General features: G+C 67.9%; 27 protein-coding genes and 2 pseudogenes. 16 read left to right on the top strand and 13 right to left on the bottom strand.

Annotated features, from left to right (window positions below):
- Both ACTWP9_RS35270 and ACTWP9_RS35265 read right to left on the bottom strand, forming a co-directional pair.
- Positions 1–780, bottom strand: coding sequence for a VOC family protein (locus ACTWP9_RS35270; protein ID WP_443250406.1), 780 nt, complete (start codon positions 778–780; stop codon positions 1–3).
- Positions 781–806: 26 nt separating this feature from the next.
- Entirely contained in the window at positions 807–1535 is a 729-nt protein-coding gene (locus ACTWP9_RS35265; RefSeq protein WP_443250405.1) for a GntR family transcriptional regulator, read from the bottom strand.
- Between the two features lie 357 nt (positions 1536–1892).
- On the opposite strand from ACTWP9_RS35265, the gene ACTWP9_RS35260 reads away from it, so the two are divergent.
- Complete coding sequence (locus tag ACTWP9_RS35260; RefSeq protein ID WP_443250421.1) at positions 1893–2486, top strand: AraC family ligand binding domain-containing protein; 594 nt, start codon at positions 1893–1895, stop codon at positions 2484–2486.
- On the opposite strand, the gene ACTWP9_RS35255 is transcribed toward ACTWP9_RS35260, so the two are convergent.
- The gene (locus tag ACTWP9_RS35255; protein ID WP_443250420.1) at positions 2435–2665 is read right to left on the bottom strand and encodes a hypothetical protein; all 231 of its coding nucleotides are present in this window, start codon (positions 2663–2665) and stop codon (positions 2435–2437) included. The two genes, ACTWP9_RS35260 and ACTWP9_RS35255, sit on opposite strands and share 52 nt — an antisense overlap.
- A 42-nt stretch (positions 2666–2707) precedes the next feature.
- Between ACTWP9_RS35255 and ACTWP9_RS35250 the strand changes: the two are divergent.
- A pseudogene (locus ACTWP9_RS35250) lies at positions 2708–3616 on the top strand (IS701 family transposase); the annotation flags it as partial.
- A 272-nt stretch (positions 3617–3888) separates the two neighbouring features.
- On the opposite strand, the gene ACTWP9_RS35245 reads toward ACTWP9_RS35250, so the two are convergent.
- Positions 3889–4770: a helix-turn-helix transcriptional regulator gene (locus ACTWP9_RS35245; RefSeq protein WP_443250404.1), complete on the bottom strand. Its 882-nt coding sequence runs from the start codon at positions 4768–4770 to the stop codon at positions 3889–3891.
- Between the two features lie 71 nt (positions 4771–4841).
- On the opposite strand from ACTWP9_RS35245, the gene ACTWP9_RS35240 reads away from it, so the two are divergent.
- The 4 genes from ACTWP9_RS35240 (at position 4842) to ACTWP9_RS35225 (ending at position 7723) form a co-directional block, all read left to right on the top strand.
- Entirely contained in the window at positions 4842–5705 is an 864-nt protein-coding gene (locus tag ACTWP9_RS35240; protein WP_443250403.1) for a phytanoyl-CoA dioxygenase family protein, read from the top strand.
- Between the two features lie 152 nt (positions 5706–5857).
- Positions 5858–6004, top strand: a complete 147-nt coding sequence (locus ACTWP9_RS35235) for a hypothetical protein (RefSeq protein WP_443250422.1) — start codon at positions 5858–5860, stop codon at positions 6002–6004.
- A gap of 241 nt (positions 6005–6245) precedes the next feature.
- Entirely contained in the window at positions 6246–7016 is a 771-nt protein-coding gene (locus ACTWP9_RS35230) for a transposase (protein WP_443250402.1), read from the top strand.
- A 119-nt stretch (positions 7017–7135) separates the two neighbouring features.
- Positions 7136–7723: a TetR/AcrR family transcriptional regulator gene (locus ACTWP9_RS35225; protein ID WP_443250419.1), complete on the top strand. Its 588-nt coding sequence runs from the start codon at positions 7136–7138 to the stop codon at positions 7721–7723.
- Between the two features lie 85 nt (positions 7724–7808).
- On the opposite strand, the gene ACTWP9_RS35220 is transcribed toward ACTWP9_RS35225, so the two are convergent.
- Genes ACTWP9_RS35220 through ACTWP9_RS35210 form a run of 3 tightly spaced genes read right to left on the bottom strand, consistent with a single transcriptional unit; the run spans position 7809 to position 9416 of the window.
- Positions 7809–7952 (bottom strand): hypothetical protein, encoded by a 144-nt coding sequence (locus ACTWP9_RS35220; RefSeq protein ID WP_443250401.1) that lies wholly within the window; start codon positions 7950–7952, stop codon positions 7809–7811.
- A gap of 56 nt (positions 7953–8008) precedes the next feature.
- Positions 8009–8803, bottom strand: coding sequence for an alpha/beta fold hydrolase (locus ACTWP9_RS35215; RefSeq protein WP_443250400.1), 795 nt, complete (start codon positions 8801–8803; stop codon positions 8009–8011).
- Between the two features lies 1 nt (position 8804).
- Positions 8805–9416, bottom strand: coding sequence for a flavodoxin family protein (locus ACTWP9_RS35210; RefSeq protein WP_443250399.1), 612 nt, complete (start codon positions 9414–9416; stop codon positions 8805–8807).
- 215 nt (positions 9417–9631) lie between these two features.
- On the opposite strand from ACTWP9_RS35210, the gene ACTWP9_RS35205 reads away from it, so the two are divergent.
- On the top strand, positions 9632–10144 hold the full coding sequence (locus ACTWP9_RS35205) for a MarR family winged helix-turn-helix transcriptional regulator (protein ID WP_443250398.1): 513 nt from the start codon (positions 9632–9634) through the stop codon (positions 10142–10144).
- Between the two features lie 71 nt (positions 10145–10215).
- On the opposite strand, the gene ACTWP9_RS35200 is transcribed toward ACTWP9_RS35205, so the two are convergent.
- Positions 10216–10548 (bottom strand): amidohydrolase family protein, encoded by a 333-nt coding sequence (locus ACTWP9_RS35200; RefSeq protein ID WP_443250397.1) that lies wholly within the window; start codon positions 10546–10548, stop codon positions 10216–10218.
- Between the two features lie 417 nt (positions 10549–10965).
- On the opposite strand from ACTWP9_RS35200, the gene ACTWP9_RS35195 reads away from it, so the two are divergent.
- The 7 genes from ACTWP9_RS35195 to ACTWP9_RS35165 all read left to right on the top strand — a co-directional run bounded on the left by ACTWP9_RS35195 (position 10966) and on the right by ACTWP9_RS35165 (position 17708).
- The gene (locus ACTWP9_RS35195; RefSeq protein ID WP_443250396.1) at positions 10966–11592 is read left to right on the top strand and encodes a GntR family transcriptional regulator; all 627 of its coding nucleotides are present in this window, start codon (positions 10966–10968) and stop codon (positions 11590–11592) included.
- Between the two features lie 505 nt (positions 11593–12097).
- Positions 12098–12865, top strand: a complete 768-nt coding sequence (locus ACTWP9_RS35190) for a sulfite exporter TauE/SafE family protein (RefSeq protein WP_443250395.1) — start codon at positions 12098–12100, stop codon at positions 12863–12865.
- Positions 12855–14276 (top strand): amidohydrolase family protein, encoded by a 1422-nt coding sequence (locus ACTWP9_RS35185; protein ID WP_443250394.1) that lies wholly within the window; start codon positions 12855–12857, stop codon positions 14274–14276. The genes ACTWP9_RS35190 and ACTWP9_RS35185 overlap by 11 nt, the downstream gene beginning before the upstream one ends.
- The gene (locus ACTWP9_RS35180) at positions 14273–15523 is read left to right on the top strand and encodes an MFS transporter (RefSeq protein ID WP_443250393.1); all 1251 of its coding nucleotides are present in this window, start codon (positions 14273–14275) and stop codon (positions 15521–15523) included. Before ACTWP9_RS35185 ends, ACTWP9_RS35180 begins: the two co-directional genes overlap by 4 nt.
- Positions 15520–16230 carry a fumarylacetoacetate hydrolase family protein gene (locus ACTWP9_RS35175; protein ID WP_443250392.1) on the top strand — a complete coding sequence of 237 codons (711 nt, stop codon included), beginning with the start codon at positions 15520–15522 and terminating at the stop codon, positions 16228–16230. Before ACTWP9_RS35180 ends, ACTWP9_RS35175 begins: the two co-directional genes overlap by 4 nt.
- A gap of 7 nt (positions 16231–16237) precedes the next feature.
- A complete protein-coding gene (locus tag ACTWP9_RS35170; protein ID WP_443250391.1) occupies positions 16238–17119 on the top strand; it encodes a polysaccharide deacetylase family protein in 882 nt (293 codons plus the stop codon).
- A 304-nt stretch (positions 17120–17423) separates the two neighbouring features.
- Positions 17424–17708: a hypothetical protein gene (locus ACTWP9_RS35165; RefSeq protein ID WP_443250390.1), complete on the top strand. Its 285-nt coding sequence runs from the start codon at positions 17424–17426 to the stop codon at positions 17706–17708.
- Here ACTWP9_RS35165 and ACTWP9_RS35160 read toward each other — a convergent pair.
- A complete protein-coding gene (locus ACTWP9_RS35160) occupies positions 17699–18232 on the bottom strand; it encodes an endonuclease/exonuclease/phosphatase family protein (protein WP_443250389.1) in 534 nt (177 codons plus the stop codon). The genes ACTWP9_RS35165 and ACTWP9_RS35160 overlap by 10 nt on opposite strands.
- A gap of 55 nt (positions 18233–18287) precedes the next feature.
- Complete coding sequence (locus ACTWP9_RS35155) at positions 18288–19058, bottom strand: transposase (RefSeq protein ID WP_443250388.1); 771 nt, start codon at positions 19056–19058, stop codon at positions 18288–18290.
- 158 nt (positions 19059–19216) lie between these two features.
- Between ACTWP9_RS35155 and ACTWP9_RS35150 the strand changes: the two genes are divergently transcribed.
- Entirely contained in the window at positions 19217–19981 is a 765-nt protein-coding gene (locus ACTWP9_RS35150) for an IS5 family transposase (protein ID WP_443250387.1), read from the top strand.
- Positions 19982–20070: 89 nt separating this feature from the next.
- On the opposite strand, the gene ACTWP9_RS35145 is transcribed toward ACTWP9_RS35150, so the two are convergent.
- The 3 genes and pseudogenes from ACTWP9_RS35145 to ACTWP9_RS35135 all read right to left on the bottom strand — a co-directional run.
- A complete protein-coding gene (locus ACTWP9_RS35145; protein ID WP_443250386.1) occupies positions 20071–20361 on the bottom strand; it encodes a beta/gamma crystallin domain-containing protein in 291 nt (96 codons plus the stop codon).
- Positions 20362–21033: 672 nt separating this feature from the next.
- On the bottom strand, positions 21034–21423 hold the full coding sequence (locus ACTWP9_RS35140; protein WP_443250418.1) for a transposase: 390 nt from the start codon (positions 21421–21423) through the stop codon (positions 21034–21036).
- A gap of 533 nt (positions 21424–21956) precedes the next feature.
- A pseudogene (locus tag ACTWP9_RS35135) lies at positions 21957–22193 on the bottom strand (ISL3 family transposase); the annotation flags it as partial.
- 117 nt (positions 22194–22310) lie between these two features.
- Between ACTWP9_RS35135 and ACTWP9_RS35130 the strand changes: the two are divergent.
- Positions 22311–23480 (top strand): PTS transporter subunit EIIC, encoded by a 1170-nt coding sequence (locus tag ACTWP9_RS35130; protein ID WP_443250385.1) that lies wholly within the window; start codon positions 22311–22313, stop codon positions 23478–23480.
- Positions 23481–23884: the final 404 nt, after the last annotated feature.

Genomic DNA, 23884 nt, shown 5'->3' with positions numbered 1-23884 from the left:
CTACCTCCGATTGGGATAGGAGTGGACGGTGAGCTGGACGTCTCCGAAGATTTCGGGCGGCAGGGTCCAGCGATTTTCGGTGTCGCCTGTCAGCGTGAGCCCGGTGAGTCCCGAAGGGCTGTCATGGATGTCGTGGCGCGCTCGGCAGTGAGTCGACATGCACGGTTTCGTCTTCGCGTGACCGTCCAGTTCGGGGATAAGCACGTCGCGGTACCACTCGGATGCCGCCGATTGCTCGGGCAGGTGAAGGTGTAGTGCTTCAATGCCACGTGTCGTGTTGGGGTGGCGGACGGGACGGTGCGGGACCGATTGCGGGTCCCAGCGGATGAAGAATGGGTACGGTCCGCGGAGCCGCGGTGTTCCGGGAAACGCGAGGTCCCACTTCAAGGTGGTCCCGGACGGCGACGTGCGGGTCACGTTCTGCCACACCGTCCAGCCAGCGGTGAGGTTGGCGAGGCGTCTGGTCGCAGAAGCGTCGGGTAGGCGGAGGCAGAACCCGAGCAGGCCGCCTGCACGTTGTTCAAGGAAGCGCAGCAGGTCGGCACCGAGCGGGTTGGCTGCGGCCACGACTGGGTCGCGTGGCGCGATCAGCTCCACGTAGGCGTCCGCCCACTGGACGAGCGCGTTGTGCGTTCCGAGGGTCGGATGGGACCCGCCATCCGCGACGACGAACCCGAGGTCACGCAGGCATGCCGTCGCACGCTGAAGGTTGGGCACCGCGACGAGCACATGGTCAATGGGCGGCGTCGCCGAGGGGTCTCCTGACAGCCGGATCGCCACGTGGTCGCAGGTTTCGGTCGGCGGCCTCACGACGACACACGACCTTGGCTGGAGTGGGGGATCGCCACCGGGCTGGCCAGCAGCGCCTCGGTGATCGTCTCCTTGGACAGCCGGACGTGTTCAGCGGCCACTTTGCCGGCGGCTTCGACATCTCCGCGGCTGATGGCGGCAGCCAACGCTTGGTGCTGGTCCATCAACTCGCTGACGCGGGGGCTGGTGGGAACACCGAGCCAGAGCAGCCGGTCGGAACGCTGTACGAGGTCGTCGATCATCGTCACGAGGAGCCGGTTGCCGCTCATCCGTGCGATCTCGCCGTGGAGCTCGACGTTGGCGTCGAGCAGCTCGTCCGGTTCATCCCCGTACCTGAAGGGCACATCCGCCAGTCGGCGGAGCTTCGCGATGCTCGCGCCATCCGCATCTGGTCTCGCCGCGGCGAGTCGCGCTGCCTCGGCTTCCAGTAGCGCCCGTACCGCGAAGATCTCGGTCACGTCACGGATGGTGATCTCGGTGACGCAGTAGCCCGACCGGGGAACGGCGGTCACCAACCCCTCACCCTGCAGGCGGGCCAGGGCCTCCCGGATCGGTGTCTTGCCAAGCTCGAGGTCGCGGCTCATCGCCGCCTCGCTGAACGACGCTCCCGGAGGCAGCTGTCCCCGAACAATCCGCTTTTTGATCAGTCGGTACGCCTGCTCGACGAGCCGGAGCGAGTTCAACGAGCGACGTGTAGCCCCGTGCGCCTCGCTGACGATCTCCATACCAAGCCACCTGACATACTAGAGTGAGTAACTGGCATGCCAGTTTCTGGTGGCGTTTCGACTTTGTCAATGAGCTGGTCATGGGCGGACGCTGAGGACAAGGAGGCCGCACAGCCAGGGCGGCGTCGTTCAGGTGATCTGTCTGCCTTGATCACGTGATGTCCAGGATGGGCAGGGGACGGACGAGTGGCGTCGCGGGCGTGGCGGCGGAGTGTCGCGGCGGTGTTGGTGCGGTCAGCGAGGAGGACGCCGATAGCCACCGTCACAGGTTTTGAGATTTGAACTGCTGTGCCTTGTTGCTCTGGGTTTGTTGACTCGTGCTGTAGTCGGGGCGTCAATGAGGCGGTGACAGTGACTATGCGCCGTCTTCGGCTTCGACCTGCTCACAGCTATCCTCGGCACGCGCACGAGGCGTGGTCCTTCGCACTGGTCAGCAGCGGGTCGGTGCGATTGCGCAGCGCGGGTTCGTCGTGCCTGGTGTCGGACGGGCTGGCCACCGTGCTACACCCCGGTGAGGTGCACGACGGTGTGATCGACGAGGACACCGGCCTGGTGTACACAACGGTGTCCGTGCCGCAGGAGTGGGTTTTTCGCACGTTCAGCTCCACGCGTACCCCGGTCTTCCCCAGCACGCTGCATGCGGCCCGGCCGGTGCAATCGCTCGTGACCGCTGCCTCGGCGACAATCGCCGAGGAACGCAGGGAGCGTCTCATCACGGCCGTCACCGAACTCTTCGCCGATGCGCGGACTGGATCTGGGGCACGCCGCCAGTCGGAGCGAAGCCTGGGGGTCGCCGCGAAGCGGATGCTCGACGCGCGTTTCCCCGAGCCGCTCAGCATGCAGGCCGCGGCCGAGCGCATGGGTGTCGCCCCGGCGACCCTGATGAGCGCCTCTGTGTGTCAAGCTGCGATTGCGAGTTGGCCGCGATGGTCTCGTTTCATGGTCCGGTAGACCACGTTGGAGAGGCCTCGTTTCAGGGCCCGGCGAGCCTCTGCGGGCGTCTTGCCTTCCGCGATCTTGCGCAGGTAGTAGTCCTGGCCGCGGCCGGGACTACGGATCTGGCAGACGGCGACGATGTGGAGCGCGGAGTTCAGTGCACGGTTTCCGCCGGTGTTGAGCCGGTGCCGGATGTTTTTCCCGCTGGAGGCGTCCAGCGGTGCTGCGCCGACGCCTCGGCCGGGGTGCAGCGGCAGTACTCCGGCACCGCCGGCCGCACGGAGAACTGCCAGATCGGCGTCTTCGCCGCTTACGCCACGCCCAGGGGCCGCGCGCTGGTGGACCGGGAGCTGTATCTGCCGAAGTCCTGGACGTCCGATCCAGGCCGCTGCCGGGCGGCGAAGATCCCCGACGAGCGCACGTTCGCTACCAAGGGCGACCTCGCGAAGGCCGTCATCAAGCGGGCCCTGGCTTCGCCGCTGCCCATCGCCTGGGTGACCGCGGACTCCGCCTACGGACAGGAGTGGCGGCTGCGCCGCATGCTCGAGGAAGCGGGCGTCGGCTACGTCCTGGCCGTGCCGAAGTCCCAGCACGTCCACGCGGTCGGCCGCATCGACTTCGCCATCGCCCAGGCACCCGACGACGCCTGGGAACGCCACTCCTGCGGCAACGGCGCGAAAGGGCCGCGCGTCTACGACTGGGCCGCCGCCCGACTGCCCGCCATCGCCGACTTCGACGGTGACCAGCCCACCCACGACCGGTGGGTGCTGGCCCGCCGCAGCCTGGCCCGCCCGAACGAGATCGCCTACTACCTCGCCTACGCGCCCAACGGAACCACTGTCGCCGAACTGGTGCGCATCGCCGGAATGCGCTGGGCGATTGAGGAGGCATTCCAGACAGCGAAGAACGAGTGCGGCCTGGACCAGTACGAGGTCCGCCAGTATCCGGGCTGGTACCGGCACATCACCCTGGCCATGCTCGCCCACGCCTTCCTCGCCGCCATGGCCGCTGCTGCGGGGCCGGAAAAGGGGGCCGCAGAAACGGTTCCGGCACCCTGGCACCACTCACCGTGGCAGAAATCCGGCGACTCCTGGCAGTTGGCAGTTCCCCACCGCCACACCTCCAGCGCACCCGCCACTCGATGAGCTGGTCCTGGTGGCGACGCCGGCACCAGGCCACCGCCCGCCGCTGCCACTACCACCGCCGCACCCGAGGTCACGAACTCACAGCAATTGACAGCACGTCAGGCGAGTACACTCAAAAACCAGCTCTGACCAGCGACGATAGCGATCTGCAACTGGAGTACTAATCCCGAACCGATGGCGACCGTCGAATCGGGATCTCGTGAACAGTTCGCAGGCCAACCCGCGAACGGCCCTTGAGGAGCGCCTGGGCGACGCGGCCGCGCGGCTGACGCTTACTGGAAGGCTGCGGTCGTCTGGTGAGGCCCGCCCGTGGCTGTGTGGCGGTACTTCGAGGGGGTCGTGCCGGTTTCCCGGCGGAAGGCGGTCGCGAAGTGCTGCGAGGAGGAGTAGCCGAGTTCTGCTGCAATCGTGGTGATGGGCCGGTCGGTCTCGCTGAGCAGCATGCGGGCGCGTTCTGTGCGGAGGCGGGTGCGGTACCGGCCCGGGGTCTCGCCGGTCTGGGTGCGGAAGAGCTCGGCGAGGTACGCGGGTGACAGGCGAGCGCCGGCGGCCAGGTCTTCGACGGTGAGGCTCTCGGCCAGATGGGTTCCGATGAGCCGTTTGGCCGTGGCGATGGCTGGGTGCAGGGCCAGAGCGCGGCCGACTTGGCGTCCGTGGGCCAGGCGCGAGGCTTCGATAATGAGGAGGGCGGCGGTGTGGGTCAGCCCGCCTGTGCGCAGTGGCTGGTAGGTGGTCACTTCCCGCAGGAACAGCTCGAACGGGGTGATCATTGCGGTGGCGTCGGTGACGACGATCGGCTGGTGCTGCTGCCACATGGGGTTCAGATCGGCGGGCGGCACGATGTCCGCGGGGGCGAGGGCGGCGAAGTGGAAGTGGTAGGGCGCCGTGCTGGAGGCTGCCATCGCGTGCGGCACTCCGGGGGGCACCGCCAGCAGCCCGCGTGAGGGGACGTGGCAGGTGCGGTCGGCCACGGTCCAGCGAGTCGGTGGGCCGGCCAGTTGCAGATACAGCTCCCACACCTCGTGGGTGTGGGAGCGGATCACCCAGCTGGTGGGGGCGTGCTGGTCGCCGGCGTGGACGAGCCCGGGGACGCCGGCCTGCTGCAGGTGCGCGTGGAAGCCGGCCTTGAGTCCTGTGGGGCGGTCGATAGACACCCGAGAATTATGTACCTCGCACCGGGTTATGTGCACGCTGGACCAGCGAGGTTTCCTCTAGCGTCCCGGGTATGGCGAACAACAACGATCTCACTGTGCTGCCGACCGATGAGGATGTGGCGTTCTACCGGGAGAACGGGTATTGGATCTCCCCGCCGATCTTGGCTGAGGAGGTACTGGGAACTGCCGAACGCGGCATGCGCCGCCACCACGCAGGCGATGTCGACCACCAGCTGCCCGCGGACCCGGACGGGAACCTGTGGGGATGGCGCACCTCCGACGGCGAGTTGCTGCGCAAGAACGACTACGCCTCGCTACGGGTCGGCGAACTGGCTCTGCTGGTCCGCCAGTCCGTGATAGCCGGATGTGCCGCACGACTGGCCGGCGCCGCAGAGATCCGGCTGTGGCACGACCAGCTGCTGTACAAGCCAAGTGGCCCCAACCAGCAGGGCAACGTCGGCTGGCACACCGACCGGCAGTACTGGCGCAGCAGCTCGAGTGAGGAGATGCTGACCGCGTGGGTGCCCTTCCACGACATCACCGATGCCCACGGCCCCGTCATGTTCGTCGCGGGCAGCCACCGCCGGAACGAGCAGGCCGACCTCAGCTTCTTCGACCAGGACCTGACCACGATCGAGCGCTACGCCACCGAGCACGATCTCAGCATCGTCTCCGCCACACTCGCCCGCGGCCAGGTCAGCTTCCACCACTGCAAGACACTCCACGGCAGTGGCCCCAACATCAGCGGCGAACCGCGCCGATCCATCGCCGTCCACCTACAACCCGGCGACAACCAGCACATCACCGCCCACAACCCCGACGGCACCCTCGCCACCCACGACAACGACCAACTCGTCGCACGCCGACCGGACGGCTCCCCCGACTACGCCGACCCCACCGTGACCCCCCGCCTGTGGCCGCCTCAGCAGCCATGACGGTCTCACTTCGTGTCACCAACCCCTCGCGCGTCTCCTCCAACGCCACGCCGGCAACAGCGGAAGGGCCGGCACTGCACCGCGAGAACTCACCGACATCGAGGTACGAGGTGGCAGCGCGGGAGGGGCCGTGAAGGTGTTTCGTCAGCACGTTGAAGTCGGCGCCGACCCGGCCGCCAGGTGAGGGCGAGGTCGCCGAGGTGGCCGTTCGGCTCGGGGTCTGGCGGAGCAACGTGCGCTTCAGGCGCTCCGGCGTGGGCCCGGAGCAGCTGACCGTGCTCGACGAGCTGGGGGTTTAGTCCGGGGCGCGGGACCTCGGCGACCAACCGGGGGCCGCCCACTTGAAGGAGGCCGGGACGCTGGTGAGTCGCCGGTGCGGTCGCTGACGATGCGCACGTGGTATCCGGCCTCCAGCAGGCCGATACCCAACTGAAGGCCGGATTGGCCCGCACCGATTATTGTGACATATTGCCTGGAATTCATAATGTTCCACCTAAGGGGTGTCCCGTAACTGCTGGTCACGGGTGAGATGATCTTGTCGTGTCTGGTGTGATCACGGCGTCGGAGCACTCCTGGATAGCCCCATTCACCGGGCTGAGCCCGCGGCAGTTCGGCAAGCTGGTCACCGCACTGCGGCGCGAGGGTGCGGACCCGGTCCGCAAGGGCCGGCCCTGGAGCCTGTCGTTGGAGGACCGGGTCCTGCTGGTCGCTGCGTACTGGCGCACGAACCTCACCTTGCGCCAACTGGCTCCGCTGTTCGGGGTGTCGAAGTCGGCGGCGGACCGCATCATCGACCATCTCGGCCCGTCGCTCGCGCTGCAGCAACGCAAGCGGTTTCGCAAGGACACCGTGCTGATCGTGGACGGCACCCTGGTCCCCACGCGCGATCACAGCGTTGCCGAGCAGTCGAAGAATTACCGGTACTCGACCAACCACCAGGTCGTCATCGATGCCGACACCCGGCTCGTCGTCGCGGTCGGCCGGCCGGTCACCGGCAACCGCAACGACTGCAAGGCCTGGGAGCTGTCCGGCGCGAAGGCGGCCGTCGGCCGCACCACCGTCATCGCGGACGGCGGCTACCGCGGAACCGGCCTGGTCATCCCACACCGTCGCGAGAGAGGCCAGGCCGAACTCCCGGACTGGAAAGAGGAGCACAACCGCTCGCACCGCAAGGTCCGCGCCCGCGTCGAGCACGCCTTCGCCCGCATGAAGACCTGGAAGATCCTCCGCGACTGCCGCCTGACAGGCGACGGCGTCCACCACGCCATGCTCGGCATCGCCCGCCTCCACAACCTCGCCCTCGCCGGATGACCGGGAAACAACGCTGGTCAGCCAGCATGCCGTAGATCATTTACGGGACAAGACTTAGTGGGCGTATGCCCACTAGTTAGGGCGGGGCGGGCGTGGGAAGGAAGACAATGCCGTCAGGGGTGCACATCCACAACGTGCGCGGCCAGTTGTTCGAAGCTGCCGAGCGCGTCCTGCTTCGGGACGGGCCCGACGCGTTGACCAGCCGGGCGGTCACGGAGGAGGCGAACTGTGCCAAGGGTGTGCTGCACCGGCACTTCACCGACTTCGACGCTTTCCTGGCGAAACTGGTCCTCGACCGCATCCGCGGCATCGAGGACCGAACCACGACTCTGCGCGTGGCCGCCGGCACCGGGAACGTGGTGGATAACCTCGCCGACGCACTACAGGACCTGTTCGGGCCGGTCACGGTGGCAATCGTCGCGCTCATCACCTTCCGCAACGGCCTCCGCGCCCGGCTGCGCGAGGCCGGTCTGACCGGCATCCCACTGGTCGTGCAAGGCACTGCCATGATCGCCGCCTACCTCACCGCCGAGCGGGAGTTGGGGCGCCTGGCCGACGACGCGGACATCGACACACTCGCCCCCACCCTCGTCAGGGCCGGGCACCTGCTGTTCGCCGACCGGGCAAGCGCGCCACCGCAGACCGACGCCATCCGCAAGATGGTGACCAATGTCATCGCCGGCGCCTTGCGACCCTTGATCACTTGAGTCTCGAGCGTGTACGTCTGGACGGTGCGCGGATGGTCGCCTCGTTTGAAGTCGTACTTGCTCGCGCTCTTGCGGAATCTCGCCTTCAAACGCTGGCGGCGCCCCTCGGGCAGGAGATGGTCCGCACCGCCCGTCCGATGGCCCCGATCAGCGACACGGCGTCGGCCGTGGTCTCTCGGACAGTGATGATCTGGTCGGCGGCGGCCTCGGACAGGATGGTGAAGTTCACCGGCTGCGCCGGGGCTGCCTTGTGGGTTCCGAGGGGATTTTCGAGGGTTACCGGAGTCAGCTTTCGCGGGCGAAGGCTCGTACGAGGAAGCCGTCCAGGCTGCGGCGGGCCTCCGCCCGGTGGGCGCCGCCGAAGATCTCGGCGGCGTGCAACTCGCCCGGCAGGACGGTGACCTCGGACTGCGGGAAGTGGCTGGCCACCTCACGCAGCCGGCCCTCGTCGGCGAGCGGGTCGTCGACCGTGCCGAGCAGCAGCATCTCCCCGGTGTAGTCTGCGCCGCCGTCGACCTCGGCGCCGCCGAGTGAGGCGAGCGGGCTGATGCCCGCGACCCCGGTCGGCCGGTCCTTCGCGTTCGCCGCCATGCCGAGCATGACCGTGCCGCCCATGCAGCCGCCGACCCAGGTGACCTGCTCCGCGCCCTGGTCGCGCAGCAGCGCGGTGGCCGCGGTCACCGTCTCCTCGCGGTCGGCGCCCCAGTCGAAGGTGACGACGCGATAGCCCTTGCCGGCAAGGCGCTTGGCCTCGCCGGCCCACTCGCAGGCGTCGCCCCAGGAGATCGGCGCGAAGGCGATGCCGCGCGGACCGTCCCCGAGGGTGACCATCCGGGTGTCCGAACCGCCCGCCGGTACGCGGTGGACGCTCGCCCCGGTGCCGTGGAAGCAGTCAGGGATGTCGCCCTTCCTTTGCCGTGTGGAGTCACCTCGCCGTGCCACGGCCGATCCCTCCTCGGTGCGCTGCGCGGCCGCTCGTTCCGTACGGGTGTCGGGCTCGGCGGCGGTGCAGCCGGCCGTCAGCGGGAGAAGCAGCGCCGCACAGACCGCGAGCGTCCGGTACCACTTGACCCCGCGCATGTCAGGAGACGACGGCTTCGAGTTCGGTCGCCGCGCGTCCGCGCAGCTGGACGTGGGTGACCTCGGCGACGCGGCGGCCCAGCACCTCGGCGGTGCGCAGGTCACTGGCACAGGGGGTGACGTCCGGGCCCTCGTCGTTGTTCGACTGGGACATGGCGCCGAGCCAGCTGCCGAGGCGGTTGATGTCCTCGCTGCTGCCCTTGGACGTGTTCCATCCGCCGTACTCCGCGAGGCCGACCCAGATCATGCCGTGCTGGGCGGCGAAGAGGGCGATGTCGACGAGGGTGTGGAGCTTGTCGCCTGCCATGTTGCCGCTGTTGGTGAAGCCGGCGGCGATCTTGTTCTTCCACTGCATGTTGTCGCCCCAGACCTGGGAGGTGAACTCGACGAAGGTGCGGAACACCGCGCTGGCGCCGCCCATGTAGGTCGGCGTGCCGAAGATGATCGCGTCGGCGTCGGCCAGCGTCTGCCACAGCTCGTCGTTCAGCTCGGCGAGCGATACCAACTGCACGGTGGTGTCCTCAACCTTGCCCGCACCCGCGGCCACCGCCTCCGCCTGCTTCGCGGTGTGGCCATAGCCACTGTGATACGCCACGGCGATTCGAGCCTGCATGCTCACTCCCAGAGATCAATTTCGAAAAAGCTATGCCGAAAGCTTTCCTCTAAGCGAATGTAGCGGCTCCTTGCGCGTCGGGCAACAGTCGTGGTGGGAGCGGGTTGCGGCGGAATCCGGATGTATCGCCTCTTGAGATAGCTTTACGCTGAGCTATCCTTGGACAGGTATTAACCTGCGGGGCCACGAGGGCCGGGGGAACGGAGACGCCTGCCATGACGGAACCGGACCACGTCGACGACATCATCACGGCCTGGCACGTTCAGCTGCCCGAGATCGCGGGCCTCCCCCTGGAACTGGCCAAGCGCAGCGCGCTGCTCACCGCCGCCTTCGACGCGGTTGCGGCGCACGAACTGGAGCGGCTCGGGCTCACCCAGGCCGAGTACGGCATGCTCGCCATGCTGCGGCGTGTGGGCGAGCCCTACCGGCTGAAGCCGACCGAGCTGACTCACGCGCTGCTGCTGTCGTCCGGCGGCACCAGCAACGTCCTCAAGCGATTCGCCGGCGCAGGCCTCGTCACCCGCGAGGCCGCCCGCGACGACGGCCGCAGCTCCTGGGTGCGGCTCACGCCCCGGGGCGTTGAGGTCGCGGAGTCCGCAGTGCGCGCGGTGACCGCGGCACACGCCCGGATGGTCGCCCGTATCCCCGAGGCGGAGGCCCAGTTGCTGAACAACCTGCTGCGGGATGTGCTCGCCGCCGTGGAGGAGGGCGTGCTCGTCCGGCGCTGACGCCTACGGGCGGCCGGGCCCGTCAATCTGTCGGCCCGTCAGGCGCCCGCACAGGTCCGTCGCCCGGTCGATCAGCGACGACAGGTCCGGCGGCAGCAGCCGGCCCGCGCGTTTGACGATCCGGCCGGCCACCAGGACGGTTTCCCACGTCGGGCCGGTCCATCGCCGAGGCCACCGTGCCCACCGGATCGTGCACCTGCACCACGCCGGGCCGGTCCGCGCAGTACCACGAGGTCCGCCTGCTTCCCCGGAGTGAGTGAGCCGATCCGGTCGTCGAGGCCCAGCGCGCGGGCACCCTCGATCGTCGCGAACTCAAGGACGTCTCGGCTCGTCGGCAGCCGGCCCGGCGGTCCGTCGCGGCCGTGCAGGGCCGCGTACCGCGCCACCTGGAACGCCGTGCGCATCTGCCCGAAGGGGGCGCAATAGGCCGAGCTGCCGCAGGCGGGACAGCGGCCTGCCGCCGCGCACGTGCAGGGCCACGGGCACGTCGAGTTCGCTGGCCAGACCGTCAGCGGGCGGTTCGAAGCTTCTGCGACCAGATACCTCGTGCCATGCCGGTCACGTCAACAGCGTCGGCACCCCCGTCCGTCCGGATTCCGGCTGCCCGGCGATGGACACCGCGGCAGTCATACGTGCAGGCCGAAGCCACTGTTTCTCGGACGCTCGATGGGCAGCTCCGCCCCGCACGTACCGATGGATTCCGGCCGTCCGTCACCGTGGAACTCTGCTTTCGCGTCTTGTGTGCAATGTGCACTCTGTATGCTGGGCCTGTGACACCTATGGCACCGCTCCCCAACGGCGCTTCCAGTAGCGCCCATGCTGTGTACCTGGCGCTGCGCCAGCGTTTCACCGACGGCGAGCTCGCTCCCTCCGAGCGCCTCACCGAGACCGCATTGGCAAAGATGCTGGGGGTCAGTCGCACGCCCGTACGGGAAGCGCTCGGCCGACTGCAGGCCGACGGTCTCGTCGTGCCGATGGCGCGTGGCGTCGCGGTGGCAACGCTCAGCAGCGCGGAAGTTGAGCAGATCTACGAGTTGCGCGCCTCACTCGAAGGGCTCGCAGCTGCCCAGACCGCGCGGCTGCAGGCTGTGGGGAGAATCGCGCCGGCGGAGATCCGCGCCATCGAGAAGGCCGCAGAAGACGTGGAGCGGGCAGTCGGCGAGGGCGACCCGAAGCACTCCGCGAAAGCCAATCTGAACTTCCACCGCTGCTTCGGTCAGGCTCCCGGCAACGTGTTCTTGACGGATGCGCTGAACCGCGTGTGGGACCGCATCGCGGTCTCAACAGTCTCGAACCTCTCCGACAGCGAATGGGCCCAGACGGTACTCGCCCAGCATCGAGAGATCTGCCGTGCCATGGCCGCAGGCGACGAGGAAGCCGCACGCCGTGCCGCCGAAGAGCACATCTTGTCCGCGATGCGGGTCTACACCGCGGCCCATAAGCAGTGACACATCGGAGAGAGGCGCTTCGCGACGGAGCGCCGTAGGCCGGACATACGGGATACGCCGTTTCGCCTTGCTGCGGTCCAACCCTCTCGCAGCGATCACCTCTCGCTGCGATCCAGGCATGGCCAACGTCGCGCACGTGCAGGGAGTCGGGCCCGAGGGGGGCGTGCGCCGCATGAACCGTCGCCCGCCCCGCTGATGCTGCGCGACGCGCGAGCGGTCCAGCACCCGCAGGTGCCCCTGACGAGTTGTACAGCACGGTGGCCGACGTCCAGCCGTGGCTCGGTCTTCGGCTCGGCGTTCGGCCCCGGCGTAGGAGAGCCCTCGCCAAGGGCCGGCGATACATCGTGATCGCCATCGCCACCCCCCGCTGTCGCCACCCCTCGTGATCGCCACGTCCGGATCCTCCACCCGCCAGGGATGACACCCCTCCACCAAGTCTTGCCCCATTCGTTGACATGCATTGCATGCAATGCATACTTTCTCTTCCGGAAGGGAGGTGCTGGGCGTGGGAGTGACGGATCTGTGGGAGCTCGCGCTGCTGGCCCTGGTTGGCCTGCTGGCGGGCGTGGTGAATGCGGTGGCGGGCGGGGGCTCGATGATCTCCTTCCCGGCACTGGTGGGCATGGGCGTCCCTCCGATCACCGCGAATGTCTCCAACTCCGTCGCGGCCCTGCCGGGCTACCTCGGCGGCTCGCTCGGCTATCGGGCCGAGCTGGCGGGCCGGGCCCGGCAGATCGGCATGCTCGCCCTGGTCGGCGTGCCGGGCGCGATCGCCGGGGCGCTGACCCTGCTCGCTGTGAGCGACGAGTTCTTCCGCGCCGTCGTGCCGTGGCTGGTTCTCGCGTCCGCCTTGATGCTCGCCGCGCAGCCCCGGGTCGCCGCCTGGACAGCACGGCACGGTAGCGGACCGAACCGGTTCGGGCTGTTGTCCTCGCAGTTCGTAGTGGCCTTCTACGGAGGGTTCTTCGTCGCCGGGCTCGGCATCGTCATGCTGGCTGTCCTCGGCGTGTTCTTGACCGACACAACACATCGACTCAACGCACTCAAGGGTGTGCTCTCACTCGTCATCGGGTCGGTGTCCGCTCTCGCGTTCGTCACTCTCGCCCCGGTGGCCTGGGGCCCTGTCTGTCTCCTGGCCGTCACCGGACTCGTCGGCGGCCGACTGGGTGTTCGGGCCGCGCGGTGCATATCGCCGCAGGCTCTGCGCCGGTCGGTTGCCGTGTGGGGTGTGGGCGTCGCCGTAGCACTGGAAATGAGCTTGCATGTTTCCTGAATCCGAAGATCTCCCCGAACGCAAGGATCTGATCCTGACCGGCGTCAACGCGGTCACGATGGACCCAGAGCTGGGCGACGTCGAACACGCGACGGTGACGGTGACCGACGGCGTGATCGCCTCTGTCACCGCCGACTCCCCCGCGACGGCACCACCGGGCGCCACAGTGATCGACGGGAGCGGGCTGCTCGCACTGCCCAGCTTCATCGACACGCACTGGCACCTGTGGAACAGCCTGCTGCGCGGCGCCGTCAGCGACGCGCCAGGCCGCGACTACTTCTCCGTCAAGCGTGCGCTCGGCCCGTACCACGACCTCGAGGACTTCTACTGGGCAGCCCGGTTCGCCCTCGCCGAGGCAGTCACCGCCGGCATCTCCACCGTGCACAACTGGGACCACAATGTCCGCTCCCCCGAGGACGCCGATGTCAACGTCCGCGCCCAGCTCGATGCCGGTGTCCGCGGCAGGTTCTCGTACGGACCACGCGACTCCGCACCTGCCGACGAGTCGATGGACCTCGACGACCTACGGCACTTCGCCGCGCGCTGGCCCGCCGATGAGCTCGACGGCCTGCTCGACTTCGGCGTGGCGCTGCGCGGCCCCTACCGCACACCATCCGAGATCTGCCGGAGCGAATGGGGGACAGCCCGTGAGCTGGGCCTGCCGATCACCATGCACTGCGACCGATGTCTCCGTGAGGAGGACTGCCGCTCCTGTGGCCTCACCCGGCTCGCCGAGGAGGACCTGCTGGGTTCCGATGTGCAGATCGTGCACGCCGTCCACGCTTCCGCGCCCGACGTCGAGGCGCTGGCCGCCACCGGCACGCGCGTGTCGCTCAGCCCGATCACGGAACTGCGCACCATGGGATTTCCGCTGTTCAGCGAGTTGCTCAAGGCCGGGGTACCAGTCTCGTTGTCTACGGACACCCTCGCCATGCCAACCGCTCCCGACGTGTTCACCACACTGCGCACCGTGGAGGCCGTCGAAGCCGCCCGCACCGGGGCGTCCACGGTCACGCCGCGCCGGCTGCTGCAGATGGCGACGCTCGACGGCGCACACGACCTCGGCCTCGGCGACGTGACCGGGTCGATCGCCCCCGGCAAACGGGCAGACCTGCTGCTGGTCGATGCCCGTACATCCAACCTCCTGCCGTCGGGCGATCCGGCAGAGGCACTGGTCAGGCAGGGCCGAGCCACCGACATCGTCACGGTCGTCGTCGACGGCCGGGTACTGCTCGAAGGCGGCCGGCTCACCCAGCCCTCCGCGCGAGCTGCCATCTCCGGCGCCGATGACCGCCGTGACGCGCTCGTGGCACGGGCTCGTGCCGATGGCGCCTGGCCACCCAAGGCATTCCTTCCACCCCTTCCACTTCGGCCCGCCGCGCCGACGACGATCCGGACGGTGCACAGATGACCATCAGCGAAGCATCAAACCGCCCCGCAACTCCTCGCGTCATGGGCGCCCCCGCCGTCGCCATGTACGGACTGCTCCTGCTGGCTTACTCGGTGAACGCCATAGACCGGATGGTCTTCCCCGTCCTGCTCCCCGAGGTCCGGCAGGAGTATGGATTCAGTCTCGACCAGTCCGGCCTGCAGTCCACCATCTTCGCCCTGGGCATGGGACTCGCCGGCATACCCGCCGGAATCGCACTCGCCCGCTTCGGCCGCAAGCTGCTCGTCGTCGTCGGCACCACCGCCTTCTCCGTCGCGACCGTGCTGACGGTCTTCAGCGTCGGCTTCGCCGACATGCTTGTCTGGCGGGTGATCTCCGGTGTCGGCGAAGCGCTGCAACTGGCCGCGATACTGACCATCGCCGCAGGAGCCTTCCCCCGGCACCGGGGACTGGCGATCGGGGCCGTGAACATGGCGTTCGCCACCGGCTCGGTCATCGGACCTGTGGTGGGATCAGCCCTCCTGGACCGCTACGGCACCTGGCACGCACCGATGTTCGCGTTCGGCGGACTGGGCCTGCTCCTGGCTCTCATGGTGGTCTTCTTCGTGCCGCGCCGGTTCACCGAGGCGACCGGCACCGGTGCACAGACACGGGAGCGCGCCGTCGGCGGATCCCGCACAGTCCTGAGCTGGAATCCGATGCTGCTCGCCGCCATCACCATGCTGTTCGGTCTGGCCGACTTCGCCTATATCGGCCTCTACGCGACCTACCTGCGCGACGAACTCGGCTTCAGCTCGGGCCAGGCCGGTCTCACGGTTGGGCTGGCCGGACTGGCCGCGTTCGCCTCACCGCTCGGCGGCTGGCTCACCGACCGGATCGACCCGCGCGTCTGCCTCGGCTCGATGAACACGTTGACCGCTGCGACGGCAGCCGGGCTCTTCCTCGGCCCGTCCGACCCGGCCTGGCAGACCACGCTCTCGTTCCTGTTCGGGCTGTTCGCCAGCGGCGGGGCGTATGTCGCCCTCGCGGGCCTGCTGGTGAAGTCGGTTCACCCCACCATCGCCAGCCAGGGCTCGGGCATGTTCATCACCTGCGTGTACGTCGCCGCCGGCGTCTCCGGCTTGGTCTTCACCCGGTTCGTGGCCGACCTCGGGTGGACCTACGCAGGACTCGTGCAGATCAGCGGCTTCTCCCTGGCCGGGGCGCTGCTCGCCCTGCTGTTGCGCCCGGCCCGATTCAGCACCACCGCCCCATCGGAGGACTCATGACGCTGCTGTTCGCCCCGCCGACCGTATCGGTGCCCATCGCCGGTGCCGCCGAGCGTTTCCCCGTGCGCCGGGTCTACTGCGTCGGCCGCAACTACGTCGACCACGTCCGGGAGATGCGCGAGGGCGATGAGCGGGACGACCCGTTCTTCTTCCAGAAGCCGGCCGACGCGGTCATCGGCGACGGCACTGGGGTGCCCTACCCACCTCGCACCGTCGACTTCCAGTTCGAGGGCGAACTCGTCGTGGCGCTCGGAGCGGACGGCGTCGACGTACCGGTGACGCAGGCGCTTGAGCTGGTGTTCGGCTACGCCGCCGGTATCGACCTGACCCGCCGCGACCGGCAGCGTGACTGTCGGGAACGGCAGATCTCCTGGGAGGCCGGCAAGGCGTTCGACTTCTCCGCACCGTGCGGGCCGATCACGCCCAGCGAATCGGCGGGCGACCTCGCCATGGCCGAACTACGGCTGGCGGTCAACGGAGAGGTCCGTCAACACACCCCTCTCTCACTGATGATCTGGAACGTCGCCGAGATCATCGCCCACCTGTCCACCGACTACCGGCTCCGTGCCGGTGACCTCATCTACACCGGCACGCCCGCCGGCGTCGACGCACTCGCCCCAGGGGACGTCGTCCGCGCCGAAGTGAGCGGCCTCGCACCACTGTCCGTAACCATCGTTGAAAACGGGAGTCACCACGATGCCAAGTAACCGCGGCATGAAGCCAACCGAGCGGATCGACTACGAACCCATCGGGGGACGCCCGGCTCTGCGCCTTCCGGGTGGGGCACGCGTCGCCGTCTGGCTCATCGTCAACATCGAGGAGTGGTCGGACACCGAGCCGATGCCGCGCACCGTGCTCTCCCCACCGGCCGGCGGGATACCCTCGCCGGACGTACCGAACTGGTCCTGGCACGAGTACGGCAACCGCGTGGGGTTCTGGCGCATGCTGCGGGTGATCGACCAGCACGACATCCCCGCAGCCCTCGCCGTAAACGGCTCCGCGATCGCCGCCTACCCGCAGATCACCGAGGCCGCCGTCCGACGCCAGTGGGAGTTCATCGGCCACGGGTTCACACAGAAGAACATGCAGAAGGTGCCCGACGAACGGCTCGACATCCAGCGCACCCGCGACGCGATCACCGCCGCCACAGGCAAACCGCCCCGCGGCTGGCTCGGCCCCGGCCTCACCGAGACCTGGGAGACCCCCGACCTGCTGGTCGAGGAGGGCTACGAATACGTCTGCGACTGGGTGCTGGACGACCAGCCGACCCGGCTGCGCACCCGCACCACTCCGATCGTCAACGTGCCCTACACCCAGGAGTGCAACGACGTGGCGATGATGCTCATCCAGCACCACACCGCCGACGAGTACCGGCGCCGCGCGGTCGACCAGTTCGACCAACTCCTCGCCGACGCCCAGGCCGACGGCTCCTCGCGCGTGATGGCGCTGGTCGTCCACCCATACATCATGGGAGCGCCGCACCGGCTGAAGTACCTGGACCTGGCCCTGGAACACATTCGCAGCCACGCCGAGGCAGCCTTCTGCACGGGCGAGCAGATCCACGACTCCTACGCCGCCCGGGCCACGCGCCGCTGACGTTCTTCTGGGCCGATTCTTACGGATCACCGTGCTGTCCGGATGAGGATGCCTGCTATGAGAAGGCCGACCCGGTAGACGCCGACGGCCTTCTCGAAGCAGGTGACCAGGGTCCGCCATTGTCCGAGGCGGCTGACTGTGATGTGACGGGCATTCAGTTCGCTGAATCACTGTCGGCTTCCCCCCACGGGCGGCGATGGCCGCACCCGCGCCCGTGCGGCCGAGTCCAGCTTTCGGGCGACAGGGCGACACCGACCTGTCCGCTCACCACGGACCCCTTGAGGCCGGTGAAGGTGGTCAGCGGGTGACGAGGTTTCTGGAAACCCTGGGCCAGAAGGTCGCCGAGCACTGGCTCAACCTCGTGGTGCTGCCCGGCGTGCTGTGGGTCGCGACCGTACTGCTCGCGTCGCGACTGGGGTGGGCGCACGCGGTGGATCCTCAGACGCTCGGTCGTGGCGTCGACGAGTGGGCCAAGAGCGGGCACAGCTCGGCCGTGATCGTGGTGATAGTGGCGGGTTCCTCCTCGCCAGCGAGGCGGCGGGATTGGCGGCGACAGGACTGGGAACGCTGGCGCGGCGCCTATGGATGATCCGCGGTCGGTGGCGGCCAGCCCGCTGGCTGGTTGGGTGGCGGCAACGGCGATGGCGAAGGGCTGATGAGAAGGCCGGCTCGCTGGTACACGAGTCCGTCCGCACAGCGGCACGAGCTGCTGGGAGTCCGGCCGACAACGAGGTCCCTACGGAGCCACAGGCCGTGCTGAGCGGCCCGGCGATCGCCGAAGCACTGTCCCGGCGTGACGCCATCAGCCTGGAGTTGCCCGACCGGCCCGCCTGGGGGAGGCGTCGCAGCTCGGCGGCGTGTGCTGTCAGGGCGGCAGATGCCGGGCGTGGGGGCAGAGTTCACCCCAGACGCCGGCGCGCGGGATGCTGCCCAGGTCCAGTGCATGTCAAGGTTGGACGCGAGCCATTCCGCAAGGTTCTCCCCGCCGCCGGACCATACCTCCTGAAGGCCGATGGCATCGGGTTGGAGGTCTCTCAACGCCGTGAGGATGGCCTTCCGTCGTTCCTCCCATGGGCCAAAACGCCACCACACGTTCCATGTCAGCACACGCATCACTGCCGCCCCTCTATCGGTTCGCATGAGCATCCTGGACCTTGTCGGATGTTGGCTATCCGGTGAGGGCGAGATTGTGCAGGCGGGCGATGCCGCGCATGGCGTCCTGGACGCCGTCGCCCTTGAGGCGGCAGTCGCGGAGGATCTTCCAGGTCTTCATACGGGCGAAGGTGTGCTCCACGCGTGCACGAACGCGTTTGTGCGAGCGGTTGTGTTGCTCTTTCCAGGCCGGGAGTTCGCTCTGTCCGGCCTGGCGGCGGTGCGGGATGACCAGGCCGGTGCCCTGGTAGCCGCCGTCGGCGATCGTGATGGTGTTACCGACGGCGGCCTTGGCGCCGGATTCTTCCCAGCCCTTGGCGTCATGCCGGTTGCCTGGCAGGGGCCGGGCAACCACGACGATCAGACGGCTGTCAGCGTCAATGACGACCTGGTGGGCGGTGGAGTAGCGATAGTTCTTCGACTGCTCGGCGATCGTGCGGTCGCGGGTGGGCACCAGAGTCCCGTCCACGATGAGCACGGTGTCCTTGCGGAACCGCTCGCGCGTCCGGAGCGCGAGAAGCGGCCCGAGATGGTCGATGATCCGGTCGGCCGCAGACTTGGAGATGCCGAACAGCGGAGCCAGCTGGCGCAGCGTCAGGTTCGTGCGCCAGTAGGCCGTGACCAGCAGAATTCGATCTTCGAGCGATAGGCCCCAAGGCCGCCTTCGTCGAACTTTGCTCGCGGTCTCGCGACGTACAGCGGTCACCAACTTGCCGAAGCAACGCGGGCTCAGCCCGGTGAACGGACCTATCCAGGACGGCACCGACGCCGTGATCACACCAGCCACGCCAAGATCATCTCACCCGTGACCAGCCGTTACGGGACAACCTTTACTGAGCCTTTTCCAACCTGCGGTGGTGGGTCGTCCGTTGGCCTGACAGCGTGGTGAAGCCCCTGGTAGATGGGTTTTCGACCAAGAAGAACCATCTCCACCAGAGGCTTCGCGTGCTTGTCTACCCGTCTGGCGTCGACGTGTCCAGCTCTGCCCTCCGCTTCCTCACGCAACGACTGCGGGAACACCGCCGCATGCTCGGTACCCGGTGGCGGCGGCTGCCAGCGGGCCGTCAAGCCCTTCTCACGCTCGCCCACCTCCGCAGCGGGCAAACGTACGCCCAGCTCGCAGCCGGGTTCGGCATCGGGACCACCACCGCCTACCGCTACATCGCCGAGGCCGTCGACCTCCTGGCCGCCCTCGCCCCCACCATGGCCGAGGCGGCGCGAGTCGCCTCGACGAAGGCGTTCGTCCTCCTCGACGGAACACTGCTGCCCATCGACCGGATCGCCACCGACCGGCCCTTCTACTCCGGCAAGCACAAGAAGCACGGCATGAACGTGCAGGTCATCGCCGATTCCCACGGCCGACTGCTGTGGGCCTCCCCAGCCCTGCCCGGCGCCGTCCACGACATCCGTGCAGCCCGCGAGCACAGCGTCATCGACGCTCTCGCCCAAGCGGGCGTCCCCTGCTGGGCCGACAAGGGATACCGCGGCGCCTGCGGCACGGTCCGTGTCCCCTGCTGGGGCCGGTGGGAGACCCTTTCCACAGGCCAGCAGGCAGTCAACCGGTCCCACGCGAAGATCCGGGCCCTCGTCGAACAGGCTGTTGCCACTCTCAAATCCTGGCGGCTCCTCCGCAAGCTCCATTGCTCAACCACCCGTATCACCAAACTCGTTCAGGCCATCCTCTCCCTGCATCTGGCCAGCTCAAACTGAGGATGGAAAAGGCTCAATGGCGCCGCGGTTCTCTACGGCGCCGTTGTCCGTGCTCACGAGTGAAGCGCAGGTGCCGTTGGACTATTGGCCTACCAGATGGTGAGCTTCGTGACCTTGTGATGTCTTCTGTCCCCCGCCCAGCCGTCCCACTTTTCCATGTCCCTGTGCATAATCCGCTGGTCGTCCTCCCTGAATTGGAACCAGTATCTTATGTTGTTGTCCCCACTCTGGATGGAAGTGACGTCGTAGATTTCCACTGGAACGGTTCCAGTGTTGGCAAAGCAGAGCTTTTTGCCGTGGGACCACACCTCCAGGAAATCGGAACGTTCGCCGCAGCGCGTCTCTTCGATGGCGTGGGCCGAACCGGAGGAGACGCCCACGGTAAGAACTGCCGCAGCCGCACCAGTGGCAGCCAACCCATTCCAGAATCTGAGCTGCCCCTTGGCCCCGGCCACTGGCGTGGCAGGTGCGGAGATCCCGACTCTGAACTGCTGTGATCACCAGCAGAGGGCGAAGGAAGGCCAGCGTGTCCGAGAGGGGGGCTGCGGCGATGGTTGCCGCGGTGGGGGTTTTTGTCTCAGGATCCGGTGCTGACGATTCCGGGGGTGGTGGCAAGAACAGCAAAGGCGGCGGCTCGCTCGCACCGCAGAAGTTTGCTGCCGACTCCGGTAAGCGCTGCACGAGGACGCAGATCCCGCGCCTACGGGGAATGACCTGTGATGAAGGCGACGGAGACTTCAACTTCGGCTTGCCGTGGTCAGTAACGGCCGAAGCTCGGCGGGAAGAGTTCCGCCGAGCTTCGGCCTGCTGTTCCATCCGGCCCCACTACGGCCAGCAGCGGGGCTTTCGCTCTGTGGTCAGGTCAGCAGACCTACCTCTTGCGCTTCGCGGGTCTGGTCAAGGGTGAGTTTCTGTTTCTTGAAAACGACCTCTTAACCGGCGCCTGGCCCCGGGCGAGGGCCCCGTTCGCGTGTACCAACCTGAGCACATTGACGGCCCTGGCAAGATTTCCGTGAAGCGGGGGTGTGCCACCGTGCGCTGGTGACGCTCCGTCACGGGTAGCGGCGTCGGAGGTGGGCCATGAGGATGACGCGGTGGCGGAGGAGCGGAACCCCGGCACGGCCTGCCGTGATCCGTTTCTGGAGCTTCAGATCCGTGATCCGGCCTTCGTTGACGCCGGAGTTGAACGGGGTGGTGATCCCCTGGACGACTGCGGGCTGATCCTCGCGAATGGCCTTGGCCAGGCTGGCCAAGGCAGAGAGGCGGGAGGCTTCGAGTCGGTCGAGCCAGTCCGGTAGCGGGGCGGCGTCGCGGGCGTCGAGCATGGCCGCGAACTGCCGTACCAGGTCGTGGGTTCGGTCCAGCTCTGGGCAGTGCTCAAGCAGCCGCCGGAGTGCCTCGGTGGCTGCAGTCCGTGCCGGGACGGTGTGGTGGTGATCCACCGGGCGACCTGGCGGGGCGAGGGTGGCCGCTCGCGCGGTGTGTCGATCGGCAGACCGCGACGCAGCGGCGCGATGGCCATTTTGACTCTCTGGTAGTGGCCGCAGTAGCCCTTGGCGACGATCTCCTGGTGAAGCACTGTTGCGGTGTGCTCGCCTTCCTCCCAACGTTGACGCAGATACTCCAGATACGGGTCGAGGCTCGTGGACCGGCGGCGCGGAGTGCGCCGAATGCACTCATGCCAGGAGGCAGCGCGTGCGTACTTGGCCACGGTGCGCCGGTTCAGGCCCAGCTCGCGAGCTACCGCGCTGAGCGAGCGGCCGGTGCCGGAGACAGCGTGCACCGCTTCGAACAGCCGCTTGGCGTGACGGCGCGCGGGAGTATCAGCCGCCTCGGACTGTTCTGCCGACGGTGGTGCGGCCGGTTCGGGTTCGGGTACTGCGGCGGACAGGCAGCCGCGGTGGACGGCGGCGATGTCCGACACCCGTTTCGACAGTCCCTGCCAGAGGTGAAAACGGTCGCTGACCTGCACCGCGTCCGGGGCCCCTTCGGTGATGCCCTGTCGGTAGACCAGCGAGCCGTCCCGGCACGCCACCTCGACACCGGGATGCGTCCGCAGCCAGGCGGCCAGTTGCTCGGCATCGCGCCCGGCCCACAACTCGATCGGCAGTCGCGTGTCGGCATCCACCAGCAGCGTGCCGTAGACGTCCGCGTACAGCGAGAAGTCATCCACGCCCAGCACCCTCGGTGTCGCGACCGGCGGCAGCCGCATGCGCATCAGCTGGAACAGCACACTCGTCCGCGACAGCGGCACCTTCAAGATGTGCAGGAGCCGGGCCCCGCCACGGCCGGCGAGCAACACCCACTCCAGAAGTTCGGTCGGAGCCTCATGCTCCCGATCGCTTCACTGCCGGCAGCGGCCCTGCTGCTCCGGCTCGGGCAGCCGGACCTGCTCGGCGCCGACGGCCTGGGCTGGGAGAAGGTTGCGGCAGTCGTCGGAGCCGGCGGCAACGCCCTCTTCGAGAGCCTGCCGCTGCTGTTCGCGGTCGGCGTCGCCGTGGGCATGGCCCGCAAGTCCGACGGGTCGACCGCCCTCGCCGCTGTTGTGGGCTACCTGGTCTTCAAGTCGGTCGGTGACGCCGTGTCGCCGTTCATCCTCGGTGCGCCCGGCAAGGGTGAGGCCAAAGAACTGATCAACTACGGCGTGCTCGGCGGCGTCGTGATGGGCCTGGTCGCAGCGTACCTGTGGCAGCGGTTCCACCGGATCAGCCTGCCGCCGTACCTGGCATTCTTCGGTGGCCGGCGCTTCGTCCCGATCATCACCGCCTTCACCGCGATCATCATCTCGGTGGTGATGGGCCTGTTCTACACGGCGTTCAACTCCGGCCTCACGAACCTCGGCGAGTGGATCACCAACAACACCGTCATAGGCGGCTTCGTCTACGGCACGCTGAACCGGCTGCTGATCCCGCTGGGCCTGCACCACATCCTCAACAACCCGCCATTGTTCGTGTTCGGCTCCTACACCACCGGCAGCGGTGAGGTCGTGCACGGCGACATCGCGCGGTTCCTCAACGGGGACCCGACAGCCGGTGCGTTCATGGCCGGCTTCTTCCCGATCATGATGTTCGCCCTGCCTGCCGCCGCTCTGGCGATCTGGCACGAGGCCAAGCCAGCCCAGAAGAAGATCGTCGGCGGCATCATGCTCTCGGCCGCGCTGACCTCGTTCCTGACCGGTGTCACCGAGCCGCTGGAGTTCGCCTTCATGTTCGTCGCCTGGCCGCTCTACATCATGCACGCGGTGCTCACCGGCACGTCGCTGGCGCTGGTCAACGCGCTCGGCATCAAGGACGGGTTCGGATTCTCGGCCGGTCTCTCCGACTACCTGCTCAACTTCAACATCGCGACCAGACCGCTCTGGCTGATCGTGATCGGGCTCGGGTACGCCGCGATCTACTACTTCTTGTTCCGGTTCGTGATCCGGCGCTGGAACCTGCGTACGCCAGGTCGCGAGGACGAGGAGACCGAGTCACTGGTCACCCCGGACACGAGTGCCTGACGTGCTCCTGACCATTTCACGGGTGGTCACCCCGGCGCGGGTCTTCGCGCCGGGGTGGCTCCTCGTCGAAGGCACCTGTAACGCCCACGTCGGAGATGGCCCCCCACCTCGTGTGGCGGACGTCGAGCTGCCGTGGGCCAGCGTCATCCCCGGTTTCGTCGACCTCGCGTCGGAGCTTCGGGGAGGACCGGACGCGATCTGCCGGCTAGCGGCTGACGGCGGCCGGCGTCGTCACAGCGATCGGCCACACCGATGCGACGTACGAGGCTCGCTCGCACTACTGAGCTTTTCGTTAGTTGTGTGGGTGTGGGGGGCTCGTCGGTGGGAGGCTGTCGTCGTGTCCTACCAACCTTCGCCCATCGCCTCCGAGTCTTCTGTTCCCCCTTTGACGCGGCCTCAGTTGG

Origin of the sequence: Streptomyces sp. 3N207 (assembly GCF_052246355.1) — a bacterium.
Lineage (GTDB): Bacteria > Actinomycetota > Actinomycetes > Streptomycetales > Streptomycetaceae > Streptomyces.
Note: the sequence above shows the minus strand (reverse complement) of the source record. Positions and strands in the feature narration are given on the sequence as shown.